Here is a 20,790-nt window from a genome sequence, read left to right on the forward strand (position 1 = left end):
GCCATGAACCAGCAACTCGCGGGATACGCCCCGACCCCCGTCACGGCCCGCATGGAGAACCACGGCCGAGCCATGCTCAAGGTCGCCATGCAGAGCGGCCAGGACCTGTTCGCACGCACCGGATCGATGGTCGCGTACGAGGGCTTCGTCCAGTACGAGCCCAACCCGCCCGCCGTCCGCCAGATGGCCTCGCAATGGATCACCGGGGAGGGCGCCCCGCTGATGAAGTGCACCGGCGACGGCCTGCTCTACCTCGCCGACTACGGCGCGGACGTCGTCGTGATCAACCTCAACAACGACGCCCTGTCCGTCAACGGCACGAACCTGCTCGCCTTCGACGCCCACCTCCAGTGGGGCGTCGAGCGGGTCAAGGGCATGGCCAAGTTCGCCGGCCAGGGCCTGTTCAACGTGCAGGTCTCCGGTACCGGCTGGGTGGCCATCACCTCCCGCGGCACCCCGATCGTCGTGGACTGCGGTCGCGGCGACGACGAGACGTACGTGGACCCCGACGCGCTCGTCGCCTGGTCCCCGAACCTCAAGGTCAAGGGGAAGCGCAGCTTCAAGGCCTCGTCGATGATCGGCCGGGGCAGCGGTGAGGCCTACCAGATGGCCTTCTCCGGCCAGGGAATCGTCGTGGTACAGCCCAGCGAGGACAGCACCGACCGGCTCCGGACCCGGGGCTGAGGGGGAGCGGACACATCATGCAGAGCGCACTTTTCGCCCACGCCGAGGCGCAGTCCCAGGAGCGGTACACCGTCCAGAACCCGCAGTTGCTGCGGGTCTCCCTGAGCGGCACCGACGACGTCCTCGCCCGCAAGGGCGCGATGGTCGCCTACCAGGGGATCATCGACTTCGACGGCGAGTACCAGAGCACCACCCAGCGCACCGCCCGCGCCCGCACCGGCGAGGGCCTGGATCTGATGCGCTGCTCCGGACAGGGCACGGTCTATCTGGCCAACCTGGCCCAGTACGTGCACGTCGTGGAGGTGGACCGGGACGGTCTCACCGTCGACAGCAGTTACGTGCTGGCGCTGGACTCCACCCTGCACACCGAGGCCATCGCCGTGGACAGCCAGTACGGGATCTCCGGCTCCGGCAAGTACCAGCTCAACATCAGCGGTCGCGGCAAGGTCGCCCTGATGACCTCCGGTCAGCCGCTGATGATGCAGGTCACGCCCGACAAGTACGTCAACGCCGACGCCGACGCGATCGTCGCCTGGTCCACCTCGCTGCGGGTACAGATGCAGGCCCAGACGCACTCCACCGGAGTCTGGCGGCGCCGCGGCAACACCGGCGAGGGCTGGGAGCTCAGCTTCCTCGGCACCGGCTTCGCCCTCGTGCAGCCCAGCGAGGCGCTGCCGCCGCAGAACGCCCAGATCGGTCAGGGCGCCGCAGCCCAGTTCGGCATGGGCCAGCACGGCGCCCACAGTCAGAACCAGAACAACGCCTGGAACTGATCAACGGCACGGCAGGGAAGGGCACGGCGCGCAACGGCGTGGCACGCCCCGCTTGACGCCGGAAGGGGCGGGTCCCGAGGGACCCGCCCCTTCCACATGCCTCCCCGGACGTCTCAGAGACGCGCCAGGCTCGCTTCCATCAGCCGCACGACCGAGGCGTCGGCCACCGCCGCCACCTCCGCGTACGGGAACCAGCGCAGGTCCAGCGACTCCTCGCTGATCTCGGCCACGGCGTCGGCCGGAGCCAGCGCCGCGTACTGCACGTCCAGGTGCCAGTTGCAGGGCTCCGGGATCGGATGCCGGTCCAGCCGCACGGGCCCGCCCGGCAGCAGGGTCAGCCCGCCGGCGATCCCCGACTCCTCGACGGCCTCGCGCAATGCCGCGTCCGCGAGGGTGGCGTCACCGGGCTCGCAGTGACCACCCATCTGGAGCCACATGCCCAGCTTCTTGTGCAGGGTGAGCAGCACGCGTCCCCGCACCGGGTCGATCACCAGCGCGCTGCCCGTGACATGGCCGGCCCGGCAGGGCTTGTAGACCCCGTCGTGGTGGGCGGCGAGGTGCTCCAGGTACAGGTCCCGCAGCCCGCTCTGCTGCTCGTCGGTCGGCGCGAGATCCTTCAGGACCGCGACCGCGTCGTCGTACAGGCTCACTTCTTCTCTTCACCCTCGCCGTCGGCACCCTTGTCGCCCAGATCACGCTTCTCGGCGGCCTCGCCGAGCATCTTGTCGATCTCCGAGAAGTCCAACTGCTCGCGGTGCACGAATCCGTCCGGGTCGTCCAGGTCGGAGGCCGTCGGCAGCATGTCGGGGTGCTCCCACAGCCCGTCGCGACCGTCCACACCCCGCGCGTCCGTGAGCGAGGCCCACAGCCGCGAGGCGTCGCGCAGCCGACGCGGACGCAGCTCCAGCCCGATCAGCGTGGCGAAGGTCTGCTCGGCCGGACCACCGGAGGCACGCCTGCGGCGCATGGTCTCGCGCATGGCGTCCGCCGAGGTCAGACGGGGCTTGGCGGCCTCGTGCACCACCGCGTCGACCCAGCCCTCGACCAGGGCGAGCGCCGTCTCCAGGCGCGCCAGGGCCGCCTTCTGCTCCGGGGTGTCCTGCGGCTGGAACATGCCGCCCGCGAGGGCCTCCTGCAACTGCTCCGGATTCGACGGGTCGAGCTGGCCGACCACGTCCTCCAGCTTCGAGGTGTCCACCTTGATGCCGCGGGCGTAACCCTCGACGGCGCCGAACAGGTGCGAGCGCAGCCACGGCACGTGCGCGAACAGGCGCGCGTGCGCCGCCTCGCGCAGCGCCAGGTACAGCCGGACCTCTTCGGCCGGCACGCCCAGGTCCTTGCCGAAGCCCTCGATGTTCAACGGCAGCAGGGCGGCCTTGCCCGCCGGGCCCAGCGGGAGCCCGATGTCGGTCGAGCCGACGACCTCGCCCGCGAGCACGCCCACCGCCTGGCCGATCTGCTGACCGAACATGGCGCCGCCCATGGAACGCATCATGCCGAGCAGCGGGCCCGCCATGGCCTGCATCTCCTCGGGCAGCACCCCGCCCATGGCCGCCCCGACGCGTTCGGCGACCGGGTCCACGAGCTCCTTCCACACCGGGAGGGTCGCCTCGACCCACTCGGCGCGGCTCCACGCCACCGCCGTGTTCGCACCCGACGGCAGCGAGGTCACCCCGTCCAGCCACAGGTCGGCCAGGCGTACGGCCTCCTGGACCGCCGACTTCTCGGCGACGCCGACGCTGGCGTCCTTCACACCGTCGGCGGTGCCCTGCGCGACGGTCTGGCGGGCGATGTCCTTGGCCATGTCCCAGTTCACGGGACCGCCCTCGTAGCTCAGCATCTGGCCGAGCTGCTGGAAGGCCGCGCCGAGGTCGTTCGGATTCATGGCACCGAACATCGAGGCGAACGGGTTGTCCGCACCGCCCGGGCCGCCGGCGCCCGGCAGGCCCATGCCCGGGAACCCGAACGGATTCGCCGGGCCGCCCTGACCGCCCTCATTGCCCTTCTTCTTGCCCTCGTCGCCGTTCTCCGGCTCCTCCGGCGGAAGGCCGAATCCGAATGGGGTGTCGCTCACGGGGTTTCCTCGGCTCGTAGGGCCGCCGGCGGGAGCCGACGGCAATGGTCCGACAACACCACCCAGCGTAGACACCCCGCCCGCTTCCGGGCTCGGTGCTCCGCCGGCTCCTGGGCTGCGGCAGGATGGACGTCACCTGGTAGGTACGCGTCACGGCGCGTCCCTACTGAAGACAACCGCTGGAGACGCCTGGTGAGTTCCCCGGATCCGCAGCTTTCGGACAAGCACGGCCGCGCGCCGCAGGACGCCGAAGACAGCCCTGAGCACGGTGACAGCGCCCCTGGCGTTCGCCAGACGCGAAACGAGAACGGCCCCCGCCGGCACAACCCGGTGATCGCCGTGACCGGTGCCGCGTCCGGGGTCGGCGCCGCCCTGGTGGCCCGCCTCGTCGAATCCGACGAGGTCAAGCAGGTCGTCGCGATCGACGAGCGCCGCGGCGACTGCGCGGCCGCGCAGTGGCACGTCCTGGACGTACGGGACCCCGCGATCGCCGAGAAGCTGCGCGGCGCGGACGTCGTCGTCCACCTCGCGCTCGACCTCGACCTCGAAACGGATCCGGCGGCCCGTACGGCGTACAACGTGCGCGGGACCCAGACCGTCCTGACGGCCGCCGCCGCGGCCGGGGTGCACCGGGTCGTGCTGTGCACCTCCGCCATGGTCTACGGGGCGCTCCCGGACAACGACATCCCGCTGACCGAGGACTCCGAGCTGCGCGCCACCGCCGAGGCCACCGGCGTCGGAGACCTGCTGGAGATCGAGCGGCTCGGCCGCCGGGCACCCCGCGCGCACCCCGGACTGAACGTCACCGTGGTGCGGCCCGCCGTCCTGGTCGGAGGCACCGACACGGCGCTGACCCGGTACTTCGAGTCGCCGCGCCTGCTCGTGGTCGCGGGATCCCGGCCCACCTGGCAGTTCTGCCACGTCGAGGACCTGGTCAGCGCCCTGGAGTACGCGGCGCTGGAGAAGGTCGAGGGCGAGTTGGCGGTCGGCTGCGAGGGCTGGCTGGAGCAGGAGGAGGTCGAGGAGCTGAGCGGCATCCGCCGCATGGAGCTCCCCTCGGCGGTCGCCCTGGGCGCCGCGGCCCGACTCCACCGGATCGGCCTGACGCCCTCCCCGGCCGGCGACCTCGCCTACACGATGCACCCGTGGGTGGTCAGCGTCAGCGGCCTGCACGCGGCCGGCTGGCGGCCCCGCTGGACCAACGAGGAAGTACTCGCCGAACTGCTCCAGGAGGTCGCGGGCCGGCACACCGTCGCGGGCCGTCGTCTGGGCCGCAAGGACGCCGCCACGGCCGCCGGCGCCGCCGGTGCCACCGTCGCCCTCCTCGGAGCGGCCGCCGCGGTCCGCCGCGCCCGCAAGCGCCGGGGGATCTGAGACGCCGGGCCGACGCGCGCCCCGGGCCCGCGGCGGCCCGGGGCCGGACCGGGGCAGGACCCGAGCCGGATCGGGGCCGGATCGAGGCCGGGCCGGGACCCGGTCGAGAGCGGGCCGCAGCCGTGCCCCCTGTAGGAGGCTCCATACGGCCGGGTCGCACAGCCGGTCGAATCGGCTATATCGCGATCCGAAAGCCGTGGTGCACGATGGCTGTATGGCTCCGCACTTCGACCACCCCGGCGAGCAGGCCGCTCCGGACCCGATCCGCCTGCTCGAAATCCGTGAGACCCCGCTCTCGATCGACGAGGTCTTCCAGGCCGTCGGCGACGACGCGACGGGCGGGACGACGCTCTTCGTCGGCACCGTGCGCAACCACGACAGCGGAGCGGACGTGAACTCCCTCGGCTACTCCTGCCACCCGACGGCGGAGGCCGAGATGCGCCGCGTCGCCGAGCGCGTCGTGGCCAAGTTCCCGGTCCGCGCCCTCGCCGCCGTCCACCGCGTCGGCGATCTGTCGGTGGGCGATCTCGCGGTCGTCGTCGCCGTGTCCTGCCCACACCGCGGCGAGGCCTTCGAGGCCTGCCGGATGCTGATCGACGACCTCAAGCACGAGGTGCCGATCTGGAAGCACCAGACGTTCGCGGACGGAACGGAGGAGTGGGTCGGCGCCTGCTGAACCCTCCCGCGCGACCTCGCACCCCCCTGTACACCCCCGGTCGCGGGACCGCCCCCGCAAGGGGGTAACCTCACACCCGTTCGGCTCCGCAACACGCCCCCGATTTGCGTAACCCCTTTCCGGGCACGAGCGTTGAAGCCACCAACGACACGTACTTTCGGGGCAGGGAGGCACGTCCATGGCGTCATTGGCGTGGTTGCTGATTCCGCTGTTCGCCGCCATCGGAGCGGCGATATGGGGCAGCTGGGCGGCTCGCGACCGGACATCCGGCGACATATCCGAGCTGGCCGGCTACGCGAGGTTCCGCGAGGTCATGGACAAGACCGACCACACCAGGACGAAGGCGGAGGCGCACTCCGGTTCCGACGCCGTCTGAGGCGTCCCGCGAGTCCCTGAGAATCGCCTGAGAGTTCACGCGCACGACCCCGTACGGCCCGGCCCCACGGGCCGCCCGCCAGGGGCGTCCCGTACTGTCGATCCATGCCACGCCGCACCGCGACGATGCTCGCTTCCACCCTCGTCCTGTTCGCGCTGCTCTGCGCAGGGGTGTTCCTGAAGGTCCCGTACTCCGAGATGAGCCCGGGCCCCACGGTGAACACGCTCGGGGACTCGCGCGGCGAGCCGGTCCTCAGCATCTCGGGGCACAAGACCTACCCCACCAGCGGGCACCTCAACATGACGACCGTCCGGGTCACCGGCGCGGACTACGACATGAACCTGCTGGAAGCGGCGTACGGCTGGCTGTCCGGCGACAACATCGTCGTACCGCACGAGAACCTCTACCCGAACGGGAAGACGGAGAAGCAGTCCACGCAGGAGAACGCCGAGGAGTTCAGCCAGTCCCAGGAGAGCGCCAAGGTCGCGGCGCTCAAGCAGCTGAAGATCCCCGTCACCCCGCACGTCATCGTGTCCTCCGTGGTCAAGGGCGGCCCCGCCGAGGGGAGCCTGCACGCCGGCGACGTGATCAAGTCCGTGGACGGCACCCCCGTGGCCGAGGCCGCCGACGTGGCCAGGCTCGTCACCAAGCACAAGGTCGGGGAGCCCGTCGAGTTCGTCGTCGTCCCCGCGAAGGAGATGGCGGAGGCGGAGAAGGCCAACCGGGAGCCCGGCGCCACCGCCAAGATCAAGGTCACCACCGGCAAGGCGGAGGACGACGGTCACGCCATCGTCGGGATCCGGGCCGGGATCGACCACACCTTCCCGTTCCCGATCGGCATCAACCTCGCCGATGTCGGCGGCCCGAGCGCCGGTCTCATGTTCGCGCTCGGCATCGTCGACAAGCTGACCCCCGAGAACCTGACCGGCGGGAAGTTCGTCGCCGGCACCGGCACCATCGACGACGACGGCAAGGTCGGACCGATCGGCGGCATCCAGATGAAGACCATCGGCGCCCGTCAGGCCGGCGCCGAGTACTTCCTGACCCCGGCCGACAACTGCGCCGCCGCCTCCTCCCACGTGCCGGACGGCCTCACGCTGGTGAAGGTGTCCACCATCGACGACGCCGCCAAGGCGCTGGAGAAGATCTCCAAGGGGGAGACGGCAGGGCTGCCGCAGTGCGGCAAGCCCTGACCGGCCCCCGACGGATACTCGCGAGCGAGCGAGCGAACGAACGGGCCGGACCGGCTCCGGTCAGTCCAGGAAGGTCGCGGCCAGCGCCTCGGCCAGCCCCGGCACCAGGGTCGCGCCCGTCAGCACCTCGGTCGACGAGTCCTTCTCGCGCAGCCGGACCGCCGACTCACGGGACCCGTCCCGCAGGACACCCACGGTCAGCCGCACCTCCTGCCGGTCCGGATGCCCGGCGACCCACTTCGCCAGCTGCTTGTCGCCGAGCCCCTCGGGGACGGAGGCCTCCGCGGACGGCGGCAGCATCAGGCGCTCCACGGTCAGCGCGCAGCCGACGATCGCGGCGGGCCAGGCGATGGTTCCCAGGAACTTGTCCAGCGGGGTCCCCGCGGGCACCTCGTCCTGCTCGATCGGGGTGAGCTGGCTCTTGCCCGCGTCGTCCTGGTCGAGGCCCAGCTGACGGGCGAGGCCCGGCTCCTGCTTGCGCAGCTTGGCGGTGTCGACCAGGGCGAACAGCCGGGCCGGCTTGTCCCAGCCGAGGGTGGAGGCGTACTCGTCGATCTCAAGGACGGCGCGCGTCAGCGGGGAGGCGGCCATCGGGGTGCCGGCGGAAGGAGAAAGGTTGGGCATGGACAACATCCTGCCTCCTTTCCACCCGATACCGGGAACTGACTAAAGCCTCAGTAAGTTGCATGAGTGGGCTCTACGATCGGGGGCCCGTTGATGACCAGACCCAGCGACTTTCAGAGGTGCGCACCTTGGCTTTCCAGATGCCGGACCGCGGCGGAGGCCCTTCCGGGCCACGGATGAGAGTCGGCCGCCCGTCCCGGCGTGCCCGGACTCTATTGATGACCTTGGGCGTCCTGGCCGTCCTGGCCATGTTGTTCATCATGTTCGCGGGCTTCTGGACCGACTGGCTCTGGTTCCGATCCGTCGAGTACTCCTCGGTCTTCACCACCACCCTGTGGACCAAGGTCGGCCTCTTCGCCGTCTTCGGCCTGCTGATGGCGGGTGCGGTCGGGTTCAACATCTGGCTGGCGCACCGGCTGCGGCCGCCGCTCAGCGCGATGTCGATGGAGCAGCAGAGCCTCGATCGCTACCGCATGAGCGTCGCGCCGTACAAGAAGTGGCTGCTCCTGGGCATCGCCGCGATCGTCGGCCTGATCGCGGGCGCCTCGGCGGCAGGCCAGTGGAAGACCTGGCTGATGTACGTGAACGGGGTGCCCTTCGGGCAGAAGGACCCCCAGTTCGGCCTGGACGTGTCGTTCTACACCTTCGACCTGCCCTGGTACCGCTTCCTGCTCGGCTTCGGCTTCGCCGCGATCGTCCTGTCGGTGATCGCCGCCGCCGTCGTGCACTACCTGTACGGCGGACTGCGCGTCACCAGCCCCGGCGCCCGGGCCACCGCCGCGGCCACCGGGCACCTGTCGGTGCTGCTCGGCCTCTTCGTGACGTTCAAGGCCATCGCGTACTGGCTCGACCGGTACGGCCTCGCCGTGAAGTCCAGCGACTTCAAGGCCGCCGACAACTGGACCGGCCTGCGCTACGTCGACGCCAACGCCTACCTGCCGGCCAAGACGATCCTCGTCGCCATCGCCGCGATCTGCGCGCTCCTGTTCTTCGCCACGCTGTGGCGCCGTACCTGGCAGCTGCCGGTCATCGGCTTCGGCCTGATGGTCCTCTCGGCGATCCTGATCGGCGGGCTCTACCCGGCGATCGTGCAGAAGTTCCAGGTCCAGCCGAACGAGCAGGCCAAGGAATCGCCGTACGTCCAGAAGAACATCAAGGCGACGCGCGACGCCTACGGGATCGCCCAGTCCGAGGTCAAGGAATACCCGGGCGTACCGCAGACCGAGGACAAGACCAAGCTGCGCCAGACCGCGGACACCACGGCCAGCGTCCGTCTCCTCGACCCGAACATCGTCTCGCCGGCCTTCCAGCAGCTCCAGCAGGTCAAGGGCTACTACGGGTTCCCGTCCACGCTCGCCGTGGACCGGTACAACGGCCAGGACACGGTCATCGGCCTGCGCGAGCTGAACATCGGCGGCATCCCGAAGAACAACTGGATCAACGACCACTTCAAGTACACCCACGGCTACGGCGTCGTCGCGGCCAAGGGCACCACCGTCGGTGACCAGGGCGCCCCCGACTTCACCCAGTCCGACCTGCCCTCCAAGGGCATGTTCGGCACGGACTTCGAGCAGCGCATCTACTACGGCGAGATGACGAAGCAGTACTCGATCGTCGGCGGACCGCAGAAGGAACTCGACTACTCGGACGACAAGGGCGAGAAGGAGACGAGCTACAAGGGTGACTCCGGGGTCAATCTCGACAACCCGGTCAACCGTGCGGCGTACGCGCTCTCCTTCAGCGAGCCGCAGATCCTGTACTCCGGGGCCATCGGCGAGGGCTCGCGGATCCTCTACCACCGCACGCCCAAGGAGCGCGTCGAGGCCGTCGCGCCGTGGCTGACCATCGACGGGGCGCCGTACCCGGCGGTCGTCGACGGCCGGATCAAGTGGATCGTCGACGCCTACACGACGACCAACGGCTACCCGTACGCCTCGCGCACCACGCTGGGCCAGAGCACCGCGGACTCGCTGACCAACAGCCAGCGCGCGGTGGTCGCCCAGGAGAACCAGGTCAACTACATCCGCAACTCGGTGAAGGCGACCGTCGACGCCTACGACGGCACGGTCGACCTGTACCAGTGGGACAAGGCGGACCCGGTCCTCAAGACCTGGATGAAGGCGTTCCCGGGCACGGTGAAGGCCAAGAGCGAGATCCCCAAGGCGCTCATGGACCACCTGCGCTACCCGCAGGACCTCTTCAAGGTCCAGCGCGAGCTGCTCACCCGCTACCACGTCACGGACCCGCAGACCTTCCTCAGCGGCAGTGAGGCCTGGGCCGTCCCGGACGACCCGACCGTCAAGGCGGGCACGGCGCTTCCGCCGTACTACCTGTCGATGAAGATGCCGGGCCAGAAGGAGAAGGACCAGGTCTTCTCGCTCACGACGACGTTCACGCCGAACGAGCGGGACAACCTGAGCGCCTACATGGCGGTCAACGCCGATCCGGGCACCCCGGACTACGGCAAGATCAGAATCCTGAAGCTGCCGACCAGCAAGCCGGTCGACGGCCCCAAGCAGGTACAGAGCAAGTTCCAGTCCGAACCGAAGATCGCCGAGTCGATCCGCCTGCTGCGCGGTGGAGACTCCGAGGTCGAGTACGGAAACCTGCTCGCGGTGCCGCTCGACGGCGGCATGCTCTACGTGGAGCCGGTGTACGTCCGCAGTTCCAATCTGAAGTACCCGCTGCTGCGCAAGGTGCTGGTGACCTACGGCGGCCAGACGGCCTTCGAGGACACGCTGGAGAAGGCGCTGAACGTGGTCTTCGGGGCAGAGGCGCCGACCGTGCCCGTGACCCCGGAGAACCCGCCGGGCGAAGGCACCGTCACCCCGCCGACCGCCCAGGACCCCACGGTCAAGGCGGCGCTGTCGGACGCGCAGAAGGCCATCGAGGCGGCCGAGAAGGCCCGCCAGTCCGGTGACTGGACGGCGTTCGGCAAGGCGCAGGAGGACATCAAGCTGGCGCTTCAGCGGGCGATCGACGCCGAGGCGAAGCTCACGGCCCCCAAGTCCGGAGGCTGACGATCACTGGGTAATGGCTCCGTCCCGCGTCGTGCTACTGTGGGTTTACCGACGCGGGGTGGAGCAGCTCGGTAGCTCGCTGGGCTCATAACCCAGAGGTCGCAGGTTCAAATCCTGTCCCCGCTACTGAAAACGAAGGCCCGGATCCCATGGGATCCGGGCCTTCGTCATGTTCGCGAAGGGGCGCGGACGTGAGGCGTGACGAACGCGTGACAGACACGGGGTCGCTGGGGCGGGTGAGTTGGGGCGGGAGCGTGTTTGACTTGTCTCTCTGTGGGCATGTCGACAAAACGCTGTAGTGACCTCACTGGCTGCGACATACCAGGTGTACGCGGGTAGCAGGTGATGCGACGATGGGATTTATGGGGGACAGGTCAACTCTGCTGGAGACAGGGCGGTTTGTGAGGGCGGAGGCCGAGCCGGGCACGGGAGCCGTTGAGGCGGCTCGCACCGTTGACGCGCAAACCGCACTGACCGATGCGGATTTCGCGGACGAAGCCTTCGGCGAAGCCGACGTGGCCAGTGACGCCGAGTTGGAAGCCCGGCACCGGGTGGCCGCGGACAAGGGCGACCCCGGCGCCATGAGCGTGCTCGGGGCGCTGCTGCTGCGCCGCGGCGACCTCGCCGGGGCCGAGCCGTACCTGCGCGGAGCCACCGGCGAGGGCGACCGGGCCGCCGCCAACAACCTCGGCGTACTGCTGCACCAGCGGGGCTACCCCGAGGAGGCCGCCGGCTGGTGGCGCGTCGCCGCCGTGGCCGGATCCGCACCCGCCGCGCACGCCCTCGGCCGCTACTACCGCGAGCGGGGGGACGAGCCCGCCGCCGAGTACTGGCTGCGCCAGGCGGCGGAATCCGGCCACGCCCTGGGCGCGTACGGACTGGCCGACCTGCTGGAGCACCGCGGGGACCGGGGCGTCGAGCGCTGGTTCCGCGCGGCCGCCGAGCAGGGGCACCGCGAAGCCGCTTACCGACTGGCGCGGCACCTGCGCAAGGGCGACCCCGCCGAGGCCGAGCAGTGGTACCGGCAGGCCGCCGCGCGCGGACACCGCCGGGCCGCCCTGCACCTGGGCGCACTGCTGGAGGCGCGGGGGGAACTCAAGGAGGCCGGGCGCTGGTACCTGACGTCCGCCAAGCAGGGCGAGGCCCGGGCGGCCTGCGCCCTGGGGTTCCTGCTGCGCGACGCGGGCGACGAGGACAGCGCGGCCGCCTGGTGGCACCGGGCCGCCCAGGACGGGGACGGCAACGCCGCCAACGCGCTGGGCGCGCTGCACGCCGCGCGCGGGGAGACCCAGACGGCCGAGAAGTGGTACCGGGCCGCCATGGACGCGGGCGACCAGAACGGGGCGTACAACCTCGCCCTGCTGTGCGCCGCGCAGGAGCGGACCGCGCAGGCCGAGCAGTGGTACCGGCGCGCGGCCTACGCGGGCCACCGCGAGGCGGCCAACGCGCTGGCCATCCTGCTGTTGCAGGGCGGCGACACCGAGGGCGCCGAGCCGTGGTTCTCCAAGGCGGCGGAGGCGGGCAGTGTGGACGCCGCCTTCAACCTGGGCATCCTGTTCGCCGGTCGGGACGAGGACCGCACGGCGCTGAAGTGGTACGAGCGGGCCGCGTCGGCGGGGCACACCGACGCGGCGCTGCAGGTCGGCATCGCCCTCGTGCGGGACGGCGAGGAGCGGGCCGCCGAACGCCACCTGCGGTGCGCGGCGGGCGGCGGCAGCGCGGAGGCGGCCTTCCGGCTGGCCTCGCTGCTGGAGTCGTTGGCTCCGCCGCCGGAGCCGCCGGCCCTCGGCGAGTCCGCGGGCGGCGCCGCGCGCACCGAGAGCGAGGAGTGGTACGAGCGGGCCGCCGAACACGGGCACCGGCGGGCGCAGGTGCGCGTCGGGATGCTGGCCGCCGCGCGCGGTGATCTGGCGATGGCGGCGCGGTGGTACCGGGAGGCGGCCGAGGCCGGCTCCCGCAACGGGGCCTTCAACCTCGGGCTGTTGCTGGCACGGGAGGGCAACGAGCCGGAGGCCGCGCTGTGGTGGACGCGGGCGGCGGTGTCCGGACACGGCCGGGCCGCGCTGAGACTGGGGCTGCTGGCCGCGCGTCAGGGGGACCTGACGGAGGGGCAGAAGTGGTGCGTGCGGGCCATGGAGCTGGGGCCGGCGGAGGTCTCGGAACGCGCCGCGAGGTTGCGGGACGCGCTGGCTGAGGAACTCTCGGCCTGACCCTGAACGGCCGGCGGGCGCCGTTCGGGGTCAGCGGTAGAGCCATGACGTCGAGCGGGCGTACGCGTGGCGGAAGAACAGGGGCATCAGGGTGTCGTTGACGCGGCGTTGCAGGGTGCCCGGGGTCTTGGAGTCGCGGTTCGCGCCGGCCGACCTGCCCATGCGGGCGGTCCGGGGACGGCGCAGTCGGGTGTACGCGTCGAGGGCGGAGCGGACCGAGGGGGCCGAGGCCACGCACCCGGCCAGGGCCACCGCGTCCTCGACGGCCATCGAGGCGCCCTGCCCCGCGCCCACCGGGTGCGCGGCGTCCCCGATCAGCACCGTGCGGCCGTCGTGCCAGACGGGGACCTCCGCCATCCGGTGCATCGGCATCGCGCGACCGACCCGTACCGCGGACGCCAGCATCTCCGACGGCCCGGCCTCCCCGGCGTACAGCTCCGCGAGCGGCGACAGGGTCACCTCGGCGCTCTCCGGGGGCTCCGGCGAGGCCACCTGGGCCGACCACCAGACCGAGCCGTCCGACGCCGGGACGTACAGGAACGCCCCGCGCCGCCCGAACACCATGTGGTAGGTGTCCGGGTCGAGGTCCGGGCCCCGCGAGACCCCGGACACGCTGTAGAGCCCCGCGTACCGCGGGACCGGGGCCGTCGCCGACAGGGCGGGGCGGGACGCGGACCAGATGCCGTCCGCCGCCACCACCAGGTCCCCGTCCACGTCCGCGGCGCGGACCCGCCCGCCCGTGACGATCCGGGCACCGGCGCTCACCGCCTCCGCCCGCAGGACCTCCACCAGGCGTCCGCGCAGCAGGGTCGTGCTGTGCAGCGTGTCGGAGGCGAGCCGGCCCCGGGGGACCTCGCCGAGGAGCTTCCCGGAGGCCGACCACATCCGCTGGTGCGCCACCTGGAAACCGGCCGCGCGGACCGCGGGGAGGCAGCCCAGGGTGTCCAGGGCGCGCTGCCCGTTGACGGCCAGACTGAGGAACGAGCCCACCTGGCCGGCCGGGTCCTCGTAGGCCTCGTACACGGTGACCTCGGCGCCGGTGCGCCGGCGCAGGGCGATGGCGCTCGCGGCTCCGGCCACTCCGCCACCGATGACTGAGATGCGCATGACTGTGCCCTTCTCGCTGAATCCACATTCACTGAATAGTGATTCGGTGAAACTCGGTTCAGTATGATGACGTTGCAACGACGGCGTCAAGCGACAAGGGGATCCCCGGTGGGAGTGCGCAAGGAGCGGGCGGCCGGCACGGAGGCGGCGCTCAAGGAGGCCGCCCGCGGGCTGTTCCTGGAGCGGGGATACGCACAGACGAAGATCACCGACATCACCAGGGCGGCGGGACGCTCCACCGGCGCGTTCTACGAGCATTTCGCCGGCAAGGAGGAGCTGCTCCAGGCGCTGCTCGCGGACATGGGGGCCCAGGTCGACACGGCCGTGGGGGCCGAGGACCACCCCCGGGAGCACGACCTCGCCGATCCCGTGCAGCTCCGCACGCACGTCGCCGCGAGCTGGGGGGTCTTCCGGAACCACCTGCCCGTCGTGGTGGCCCTCTTCCAGAAGTCCATGACCGAGCCCCCGGGCGCCGGTCAGGCGTGGGAGCGGCTGACGCGGGAGACGGACCCGCTGCGCCGGCACCTGGAGTACATGCGCGAGCAGGGCCGGCCACTGCCCGGCGATCCCGGGCTCGTCGCGGCGGCCATGGGGTCGATGATCTCGATGCTCGGCTACGCGGCGATGACCGCCGGGGTCCCGCTCGACGACGACGAGGTGGTCGACACCCTCACCGCTCTTTTGCTGCGAGGACTGGCCGGTTAACCGATTTGCATCTGCCGCGACGCCTCCCGTACAGTCGGGTTTACCGACGCGGGGTGGAGCAGCTCGGTAGCTCGCTGGGCTCATAACCCAGAGGTCGCAGGTTCAAATCCTGTCCCCGCTACTGAAGGCCGAAGGCCCGGATCCCATGGATCCGGGCCTTCGGTCGTTTCCGGATCGTTCCCGGATGGAAAGCGCGTCACGAACGATACGAGGGCCCGGAAGCGTCGTGCTTCCGGGCCCTCGTGTCGTTCGGGGTGGGGTCAGGCGGCCGCGCAGTTCGGGCAGACCCCTCGGTACGTGACCTCGACGGCGGAGACCACGAAGCCGAAGCGTTCGCCGGCGGGCAGGTCGGCCAGCGGGTCGCCGGCCGGGTGGACGTCGCGGATCGCGCCGCAGACGGCGCACACCAGGTGCTGGTGCGGCTGGTGCGCGTTCGGGTCGTACCGCTTGGCGCGGCGATCCGTGGACACCTCCAGGACCTCGCCCAGGGACACGAGCTCGCCCAAGGTGTTGTAGACGGTCGCCCGGGAGATCTCCGGCAGCCTGGTCACGGCCCGTGCGTGCACCTCGTCTGCCGTCAGGTGAACGTGGTCACCGTCGAGCACCTCGGCCACGACGCGCCGCTGTGCGGTCATGCGCCATCCGCGTCCGCGGAGTCGTTGCAGCAGGTCACTCATGGACGCCAGCCTAACAGCGCGGGGACTCCGTGTAACTCCCGAACGAGTGCGAGATTGGATGCTTGCTTGACTTGGACAAAGTCCATTGTAGGATCGAGCACGGCACGGCCCGAGGGTGGGCCGAGGGCAGGACGAGGCAGGAATGACGCAGGAGGCGCACGTGACGCAGGGACCGCTCACCACGGAGACCGGGGCTCCGGTCGCGGACAACCAGAACAGCGAGACCGCCGGCATCGGCGGGCCCGTACTGGTCCAGGACCAGCTCCTGCTGGAGAAGCTCGCGCACTTCAACCGCGAGCGGATCCCGGAGCGTGTGGTGCACGCCCGCGGCGCCGGCGCCTACGGCACTTTCACGCTCACCCGCGACGTCTCGCAGTGGACCCGGGCGAAGTTCCTGTCCGAGGTCGGCAAGGAGACCGAGACGTTCCTGCGGTTCTCCACCGTCGCGGGCAACCTCGGCAGCGCCGACGCGGTGCGCGACCCCCGCGGCTGGGCGTTGAAGTTCTACACCGAAGAGGGCAACTACGACCTCGTCGGCAACAACACCCCGGTGTTCTTCATCAAGGACGCCATCAAGTTCCCCGACTTCATCCACACCCAGAAGCGCGACCCGTACACGGGCTCGCAGGAAGCCGACAACGTGTGGGACTTCTGGGGCCTGAGCCCCGAGTCCACCCACCAGGTCACCTGGCTCTTCGGCGACCGCGGCATCCCGGCCTCCTACCGCCACATGAACGGCTTCGGCTCGCACACGTTCCAGTGGAACAACGAGGCCGGCGAGGTCTTCTGGGTCAAGTACCACTTCAAGACCGACCAGGGCATCAAGAACCTCACCCAGGACGAGGCCAACCGGCTCGCCGGCGAGGACCCCGACTCGCACCAGCGCGATCTGCGCGAGGCCATCGAGCGCGGCGACTTCCCGTCCTGGACCGTGCAGGTCCAGATCATGCCCGCGGCCGAGGCGGCCGGGTACCGCTTCAACCCGTTCGACCTCACGAAGGTGTGGCCGCACGCGGACTACCCGCTGATCGAGATCGGCAAGCTGGAGCTCAACCGCAACCCGGAGAACGTCTTCGCCGAGGTCGAGCAGAGCATCTTCAGCCCGGCCCACTTCGTCCCCGGCATCGGCCCCTCCCCGGACAAGATGCTCCAGGGTCGCCTCTTCGGCTACGGCGACGCCCACCGCTACCGCGTCGGCATCAACGCCGACCACCTGCCGGTGAACCGCCCGCACGCCACCGAGGCGCGCACCCACTCCCGTGACGGCCACCTGTACGACGGCCGCCACAAGGGCGCGAAGAACTACGAACCCAACAGCTTCGGCGGTCCGCACCAGATCGACCGTCCGCTGTGGCAGTCGGTTCCCCTCACGGGCGGCACGGGCAACCACCCGGCCGCGGTGCACAGCGAGGACAACGACTTCGTCCAGGCCGGCAACCTCTACCGCCTCTACTCGGAGGACGAGAAGGCCCGGCTGATCGAGAACCTGTCCGGGTTCATCGCCAAGGTCTCGCGCGACGACATCGTCGAGCGCGCGATCGACAACTTCCGCCAGGCGGACGGCGACTTCGGCAAGCGGCTGGATGCCGCGGTCCAGGCCCTTCGCGGCTGACGCACCGCTTGTCGTGGCGAAAGACGGGCCGGCGCTCCCTCGGGAGGGCCGGCCCGTCGGCGTACCGCCGAAGAGCCCGGGCCGACCGGCCCCGGCCCGCGAGGGCTACGCCGGTACGGCGCTGCGCCGGACCGGCGCCCAGCAGCGGATGACGTCGCGGACGGACACGATGCCCACGGGGCCACCGTCCTCCAGCACGATCAGATGCCGGAAACCGCCGTGCGCCATGGCCTCGGCGGCCTCCTGCACGGTCGCCTCCGGGGTGCAGAACACGACGTTGTTGGTGGTGTGCGCACCCACGGACTCACGGTCGGGATCGTGTCCCGCGCCGATCGAGTTGAGGATGTCGCGCTCGGTCAGGATGCCGATTCCACTGTGGTCGGGGTCGAGGACGACGGCCGCGCCCACGCGCCGGCCGGACATCAGGCAGGCCGCCTGACGGAGGGTGTGCGCGGGTCCGAGGGTGAGGATCACGGTGCTCATGGCGTCACGGACGAGCATGAAGGGAGCCACCTCCTGGGTGATCCCCCGCTCGGGTGGGTGCGCGGGGCGAAGGCCGTGCGGTCGCACTTCGAGAAGGCCTTCACAAGCGCACAAGCGGGGGGATCCTCAGATTCCCACGAACACGGAGGGTCATCAAGAGGGCGCGTTCGGCACGCGCGGGCGCATCCGCCGGGCACGGGACGCGCCCGGCCCCCGGTCACGGCGACCGCGGAGGTCCGGATCCGGCGCCGGACCCGGCCGCCCGACCTCAGGCGCGCGGGCGCAGGTGCGCCAGCATCTCCTCGTGGAGCAGACCGTTCGAGGCGGCGGCGTTCCCGCCGTGCACGCCCTCGACCCCGTCCAGGTCGGTGAACCGGCCGCCGGCCTCCTGGACCACGACCGCCAGGGCGGCCATGTCCCACAGGCTCAACTCCGGCTCCGCGCACAGGTCGAGCGAGCCCTCCGCGACCATCATGTAGGGCCAGAAATCGCCGTAGCCGCGGGTGCGCCAGCAGGCGCGCGACAGGTCCAGGAAGCCGGGCAGCCGGCCCTGCTCCTCCCAGCCGCTCAGCGAGGAGTAGGCGAAGGAGGCGTCGTCCAGGGTCGCGACCTTCGACACCCCGAGCCGCGTGGTCTCGCCCAGCGCGCCGCCCGCGAAGGCGCCGCCGCCCTGCGCCGCCCACCAGCGGCGGCCCAGCGCCGGCGCCGAGACCACGCCGACCACCGGACGGAAGACCCCGTCGGCGTCGTCGGGGTCCTGCGCCATCAGGGAGATCAGGGTCGCCCAGACCGGAACCCCGCGCACGTAGTTCTTGGTGCCGTCGATGGGGTCCACGACCCAACGGCGCGGTCCCTCGCCCTGGAGCCCGTACTCCTCGCCCAGGATCGCGTCGCCGGGGCGGGCGGCCAGGATCCCGGCCCGGACGATCTCCTCGGCGGCCTTGTCGGCCTCGCTCACCGGGGTCATGTCCGGCTTCGTCTCGACCAGCAGGTCGAGGGCTCGGAAGCGCTGCATCGTGGCGGCGTCCGCCGCGTCGGCGAGCTCAAGGGCAAGGCGGAGGTCATCGTCATACTCGGGCATGGTCGAACAGTATCGAGACTGTCGCGGCCCGGCGAACGCCGTCCACGGTACGGCCGAGAGGCGCCCTTGACAGGATCTGTCGACCCGTCAAGTCTGGCCGGAGAGCCAATCGGGTGAGCCAATCGGGGGAGGCGTCGATGCCGGCGGCCCGGGAATCCTTGCTGGAAGCGGCCGGAGCGGCGCTGTCCGCGCGCCCCTGGCCCGCCGTGCGGATGGTCGACGTGGCGGCCGCCGCCGGGGTGTCCCGACAGACCCTCTACAACGAGTTCGGCGGCAAGGCGGGCCTCGGCCGGGCCCTGGTCCGCCGCGAGGCCGACTGGTACCTCGACGGCGTGGACCGGACCCTGGCCGCCCAGGCGGGCACCACCGACCGGCTCGCGGGAGTGGCCGAGTGGACCGTACGGGCCGCCCGCGCGCGCCCCCTGGTCCAGGCCCTGCTGACCGGCTCGTGGAACGGGAACCTGCCGGCGCCGCCCGGACGCGGGTCCCGACCGGGCGTTCCCGCGCTCGGCCCCGGGGAGCTGATCCGAGCGGTCCGCGACCGGGCGTCCGCCGCGCTCACGCCGGAAACGGCGGGGCGGTGCGAACTCGTCGTACGGCTCGCGCTGTCCTACGTGATCGCCCCGGGGGAGGAGCCGGGCACCGGGGAACTGCTGCGCCTGGTCAGTGCGCCGAACCGGACAGCTGAAGTCCGATGACGCCGAGGATCACCAGCGAGATCGAGACGAGCTTGAGGGTGGACACCAGGTCGCCCAGGAAGACCATGCCGTAGATCGCGGTCCCGGCCGCCCCGATGCCCGTCCACACCGCGTACGCCGGACCCACGTCGAGCTTCTTCAGCGCCAGCGTCAGCAGACCGAAGCTGCCGAGCGCGAAACAGGCGAAGGCGATGGTCGGCCACAGACGGGTGAAACCGTGGGACAGCTTGAGGCACACCGCGAAGCCCGTTTCCAGGATTCCGGCGACCACGACCAGCAGCCACGCCATGGCGTACGCCTCCCCGCGTCATGTGACATCGCGTCACTTGGTGCGAACAAGCATTTATCCCGACCGGTGCCCCCACAAACCCGGCCCGCCGCCGGACGGCAGGGCCGCAGACCGCCTCAGTCGCCCTCGCGGCGCTCCCGCGTCTCCAGCAGACGGCGCAGCGAGTAAAGCCGCGCCGGGTCCGCGTGGCCGTCCTCCACCCACTTGTCGAGCGCGCAGTCCGGCTCGTCGTGGCTGCACGCGCGCGGGCACCCCTCGGTACCGGGCACCAGCTCCGGGAAGGCCAGGATCACCCGGGACGGGTCCACGTGGTGCAGACCGAACGAGCGCACACCCGGGGTGTCGATCACCCAGCCGTCGCCCGAGGGCAGCGGCAGCGCGAGCGCCGAGGTGGTGGTGTGCCGGCCGCGGCCGGTCACCGCGTTCACGTGGCCGGTGGCGCGCCGGCGGTCCGCCGCGACGAGCGAGTTGACCAGGGTGGTCTTGCCGACGCCCGAGTGGCCGACGAAGGCCGTGATCCGGCCGTTGAGGCGCTCGCGCACCCGCTCCGCCGCGTCGCCCGTCGCCAGCTCCTCGCGGTTGGTGACCACGTAGTTCAGGCCGAACGTCGAGTAGATCTCCAGGATCTTGTCGGCGGACGTCAGGTCGGACTTGGTGAGCACCAGCAGCGGCTCCAACCCGGCGTCGTACGCCGCCACCAGGCAGCGGTCGATCATCCGGGGCCGCGGCTCCGGATCGGCCAGGGCCGTGACGATGGCCAGCTGGTCCGCGTTCGCGACGACCACCCGCTCGTACGGGTCGTCGTCGTCCGCGGTGCGCCGCAGGACGGACCTGCGCTCCTCGATCCGCACGATCCGGGCGAGGGTGTCCTTCTTGCCGGACAGGTCCCCGACGATCCAGACCTTGTCGCCGACCACCGCCGCCTTGCGGCCCAGCTCGCGCGCCTTCATCGCGTGCACCGCGCGGTCCTCGACCAGGCAGGTCAGCCGGCCGCGGTCCACGGTCAGGACGAAGCCCTCCGAGGCGTCCTCGTGCTTGGGGCGGATGGTCGTACGCGGCCGATTGCCCTTGCGGTTCGGGCGGGAGCGGATGTCGTCCTCGTCGGTGTTCTTGCCGTACCTGCGCATGACGGGC

General features: G+C 71.1%; 20 protein-coding genes and 2 tRNA genes. 13 read left to right on the forward strand and 9 right to left on the reverse strand.

The genetic code is table 11. The annotated features are described in order from the left end of the window. Window positions 1-3: 3 nt before the first annotated feature. Both OHA84_RS23695 and OHA84_RS23700 read left to right on the forward strand, forming a co-directional pair. On the forward strand, window positions 4-684 hold the full coding sequence (locus OHA84_RS23695) for an AIM24 family protein (protein ID WP_053676492.1): 681 nt from the start codon (window positions 4-6) through the stop codon (window positions 682-684). A 17-nt stretch (window positions 685-701) separates the two neighbouring features. Further along, entirely contained in the window at window positions 702-1,457 is a 756-nt protein-coding gene (locus OHA84_RS23700; RefSeq protein ID WP_053676393.1) for an AIM24 family protein, read from the forward strand. Window positions 1,458-1,570: 113 nt separating this feature from the next. Here the strand turns inward: OHA84_RS23700 and OHA84_RS23705 are convergent, their stop codons facing one another. Together OHA84_RS23705 and OHA84_RS23710 are read right to left on the reverse strand one after the other, a co-directional pair. After that, entirely contained in the window at window positions 1,571-2,107 is a 537-nt protein-coding gene (locus OHA84_RS23705) for an NUDIX hydrolase (RefSeq protein WP_266949738.1), read from the reverse strand. Continuing rightward, entirely contained in the window at window positions 2,104-3,531 is a 1,428-nt protein-coding gene (locus OHA84_RS23710; protein ID WP_053676395.1) for a zinc-dependent metalloprotease, read from the reverse strand. Before OHA84_RS23710 ends, OHA84_RS23705 begins: the two co-directional genes overlap by 4 nt. A gap of 192 nt (window positions 3,532-3,723) precedes the next feature. On the opposite strand from OHA84_RS23710, the gene OHA84_RS23715 reads away from it, so the two are divergent. From OHA84_RS23715 to OHA84_RS23730, 4 genes are all read left to right on the forward strand, one after another. After that, window positions 3,724-4,905, forward strand: a complete 1,182-nt coding sequence (locus OHA84_RS23715) for an SDR family oxidoreductase (protein ID WP_266949741.1) — start codon at window positions 3,724-3,726, stop codon at window positions 4,903-4,905. Window positions 4,906-5,119: 214 nt separating this feature from the next. Further along, the gene (locus tag OHA84_RS23720) at window positions 5,120-5,581 is read left to right on the forward strand and encodes a molybdenum cofactor biosynthesis protein MoaE (RefSeq protein ID WP_266969869.1); all 462 of its coding nucleotides are present in this window, start codon (window positions 5,120-5,122) and stop codon (window positions 5,579-5,581) included. A 178-nt stretch (window positions 5,582-5,759) separates the two neighbouring features. After that, window positions 5,760-5,957 (forward strand): hypothetical protein, encoded by a 198-nt coding sequence (locus tag OHA84_RS23725; protein WP_053676398.1) that lies wholly within the window; start codon window positions 5,760-5,762, stop codon window positions 5,955-5,957. Between the two features lie 104 nt (window positions 5,958-6,061). After that, complete coding sequence (locus tag OHA84_RS23730) at window positions 6,062-7,150, forward strand: PDZ domain-containing protein (RefSeq protein WP_053676399.1); 1,089 nt, start codon at window positions 6,062-6,064, stop codon at window positions 7,148-7,150. Window positions 7,151-7,210: 60 nt separating this feature from the next. Here the strand turns inward: OHA84_RS23730 and OHA84_RS23735 are convergent, their stop codons facing one another. After that, on the reverse strand, window positions 7,211-7,783 hold the full coding sequence (locus OHA84_RS23735) for a PPA1309 family protein (RefSeq protein ID WP_266969868.1): 573 nt from the start codon (window positions 7,781-7,783) through the stop codon (window positions 7,211-7,213). A gap of 131 nt (window positions 7,784-7,914) precedes the next feature. On the opposite strand from OHA84_RS23735, the gene OHA84_RS23740 reads away from it, so the two are divergent. The 3 genes from OHA84_RS23740 (at window position 7,915) to OHA84_RS23750 (ending at window position 13,004) form a co-directional block, all read left to right on the forward strand. After that, complete coding sequence (locus OHA84_RS23740; protein ID WP_053676493.1) at window positions 7,915-10,794, forward strand: UPF0182 family protein; 2,880 nt, start codon at window positions 7,915-7,917, stop codon at window positions 10,792-10,794. 52 nt (window positions 10,795-10,846) lie between these two features. Continuing rightward, a tRNA-Met gene (locus tag OHA84_RS23745) sits at window positions 10,847-10,920 on the forward strand. A gap of 227 nt (window positions 10,921-11,147) precedes the next feature. Next, window positions 11,148-13,004, forward strand: coding sequence for a tetratricopeptide repeat protein (locus tag OHA84_RS23750; RefSeq protein WP_266969866.1), 1,857 nt, complete (start codon window positions 11,148-11,150; stop codon window positions 13,002-13,004). A gap of 30 nt (window positions 13,005-13,034) precedes the next feature. Here OHA84_RS23750 and OHA84_RS23755 read toward each other — a convergent pair whose 3' ends face one another. Beyond that, window positions 13,035-14,111, reverse strand: coding sequence for an NAD(P)/FAD-dependent oxidoreductase (locus OHA84_RS23755; protein WP_266969864.1), 1,077 nt, complete (start codon window positions 14,109-14,111; stop codon window positions 13,035-13,037). Between the two features lie 108 nt (window positions 14,112-14,219). Between OHA84_RS23755 and OHA84_RS23760 the strand changes: the two genes are divergently transcribed. Next, entirely contained in the window at window positions 14,220-14,816 is a 597-nt protein-coding gene (locus OHA84_RS23760) for a TetR/AcrR family transcriptional regulator (RefSeq protein WP_266969863.1), read from the forward strand. A gap of 47 nt (window positions 14,817-14,863) precedes the next feature. Then, window positions 14,864-14,937 (forward strand) — tRNA-Met (locus OHA84_RS23765). Window positions 14,938-15,076: 139 nt separating this feature from the next. Here the strand turns inward: OHA84_RS23765 and OHA84_RS23770 are convergent. Then, window positions 15,077-15,493: a Fur family transcriptional regulator gene (locus OHA84_RS23770; protein WP_078998539.1), complete on the reverse strand. Its 417-nt coding sequence runs from the start codon at window positions 15,491-15,493 to the stop codon at window positions 15,077-15,079. Between the two features lie 142 nt (window positions 15,494-15,635). Between OHA84_RS23770 and OHA84_RS23775 the strand changes: the two genes are divergently transcribed. Then, window positions 15,636-17,105: a catalase gene (locus OHA84_RS23775; protein WP_323181894.1), complete on the forward strand. Its 1,470-nt coding sequence runs from the start codon at window positions 15,636-15,638 to the stop codon at window positions 17,103-17,105. 105 nt (window positions 17,106-17,210) lie between these two features. On the opposite strand, the gene OHA84_RS23780 is transcribed toward OHA84_RS23775, so the two are convergent. After that, window positions 17,211-17,606, reverse strand: coding sequence for a cyclic nucleotide-binding/CBS domain-containing protein (locus OHA84_RS23780; protein WP_053676406.1), 396 nt, complete (start codon window positions 17,604-17,606; stop codon window positions 17,211-17,213). A gap of 250 nt (window positions 17,607-17,856) precedes the next feature. Further along, entirely contained in the window at window positions 17,857-18,669 is an 813-nt protein-coding gene (gene hisN / locus OHA84_RS23785; RefSeq protein ID WP_266949757.1) for a histidinol-phosphatase, read from the reverse strand. A 137-nt stretch (window positions 18,670-18,806) separates the two neighbouring features. Between hisN and OHA84_RS23790 the strand changes: the two genes are divergently transcribed. Continuing rightward, complete coding sequence (locus OHA84_RS23790) at window positions 18,807-19,367, forward strand: TetR/AcrR family transcriptional regulator (RefSeq protein ID WP_053676408.1); 561 nt, start codon at window positions 18,807-18,809, stop codon at window positions 19,365-19,367. Here the strand turns inward: OHA84_RS23790 and OHA84_RS23795 are convergent. Next, on the reverse strand, window positions 19,333-19,656 hold the full coding sequence (locus OHA84_RS23795; protein ID WP_030225858.1) for a multidrug efflux SMR transporter: 324 nt from the start codon (window positions 19,654-19,656) through the stop codon (window positions 19,333-19,335). The two genes, OHA84_RS23790 and OHA84_RS23795, sit on opposite strands and share 35 nt — an antisense overlap. A 116-nt stretch (window positions 19,657-19,772) precedes the next feature. Continuing rightward, window positions 19,773-20,783, reverse strand: coding sequence for a ribosome small subunit-dependent GTPase A (gene rsgA, locus OHA84_RS23800; protein ID WP_053676409.1), 1,011 nt, complete (start codon window positions 20,781-20,783; stop codon window positions 19,773-19,775). Between the last annotated feature and the right edge of the window lie 7 nt (window positions 20,784-20,790).

This window comes from Streptomyces sp. NBC_00513, from assembly GCF_041431415.1.
Lineage (GTDB): Bacteria > Actinomycetota > Actinomycetes > Streptomycetales > Streptomycetaceae > Streptomyces.

Bases quoted from the DNA above. Each gene is read 5' to 3' on its own strand.
- OHA84_RS23695 (WP_053676492.1), top strand. From the start codon at position 4: ATGAACCAGCAACTCGCGGGATACGCCCCGACCCCCGTCACGGCCCGC.
- OHA84_RS23700 (WP_053676393.1), top strand. From the start codon at position 702: ATGCAGAGCGCACTTTTCGCCCACGCCGAGGCGCAGTCCCAGGAGCGG.
- OHA84_RS23720 (WP_266969869.1), top strand. From the start codon at position 5,120: ATGGCTCCGCACTTCGACCACCCCGGCGAGCAGGCCGCTCCGGACCCG.
- OHA84_RS23725 (WP_053676398.1), top strand. From the start codon at position 5,760: ATGGCGTCATTGGCGTGGTTGCTGATTCCGCTGTTCGCCGCCATCGGA.
- OHA84_RS23730 (WP_053676399.1), top strand. From the start codon at position 6,062: ATGCCACGCCGCACCGCGACGATGCTCGCTTCCACCCTCGTCCTGTTC.
- OHA84_RS23735 (WP_266969868.1), bottom strand. From the start codon at position 7,783: ATGTTGTCCATGCCCAACCTTTCTCCTTCCGCCGGCACCCCGATGGCC.
- OHA84_RS23740 (WP_053676493.1), top strand. From the start codon at position 7,915: ATGCCGGACCGCGGCGGAGGCCCTTCCGGGCCACGGATGAGAGTCGGC.
- OHA84_RS23750 (WP_266969866.1), top strand. From the start codon at position 11,148: ATGGGATTTATGGGGGACAGGTCAACTCTGCTGGAGACAGGGCGGTTT.
- OHA84_RS23755 (WP_266969864.1), bottom strand. From the start codon at position 14,111: ATGCGCATCTCAGTCATCGGTGGCGGAGTGGCCGGAGCCGCGAGCGCC.
- OHA84_RS23770 (WP_078998539.1), bottom strand. From the start codon at position 15,493: ATGAGTGACCTGCTGCAACGACTCCGCGGACGCGGATGGCGCATGACC.
- OHA84_RS23775 (WP_323181894.1), top strand. From the start codon at position 15,636: ATGACGCAGGAGGCGCACGTGACGCAGGGACCGCTCACCACGGAGACC.
- OHA84_RS23780 (WP_053676406.1), bottom strand. From the start codon at position 17,606: ATGCTCGTCCGTGACGCCATGAGCACCGTGATCCTCACCCTCGGACCC.
- hisN (WP_266949757.1), bottom strand. From the start codon at position 18,669: ATGCCCGAGTATGACGATGACCTCCGCCTTGCCCTTGAGCTCGCCGAC.
- OHA84_RS23790 (WP_053676408.1), top strand. From the start codon at position 18,807: ATGCCGGCGGCCCGGGAATCCTTGCTGGAAGCGGCCGGAGCGGCGCTG.
- OHA84_RS23795 (WP_030225858.1), bottom strand. From the start codon at position 19,656: ATGGCGTGGCTGCTGGTCGTGGTCGCCGGAATCCTGGAAACGGGCTTC.
- rsgA (WP_053676409.1), bottom strand. From the start codon at position 20,783: ATGCGCAGGTACGGCAAGAACACCGACGAGGACGACATCCGCTCCCGC.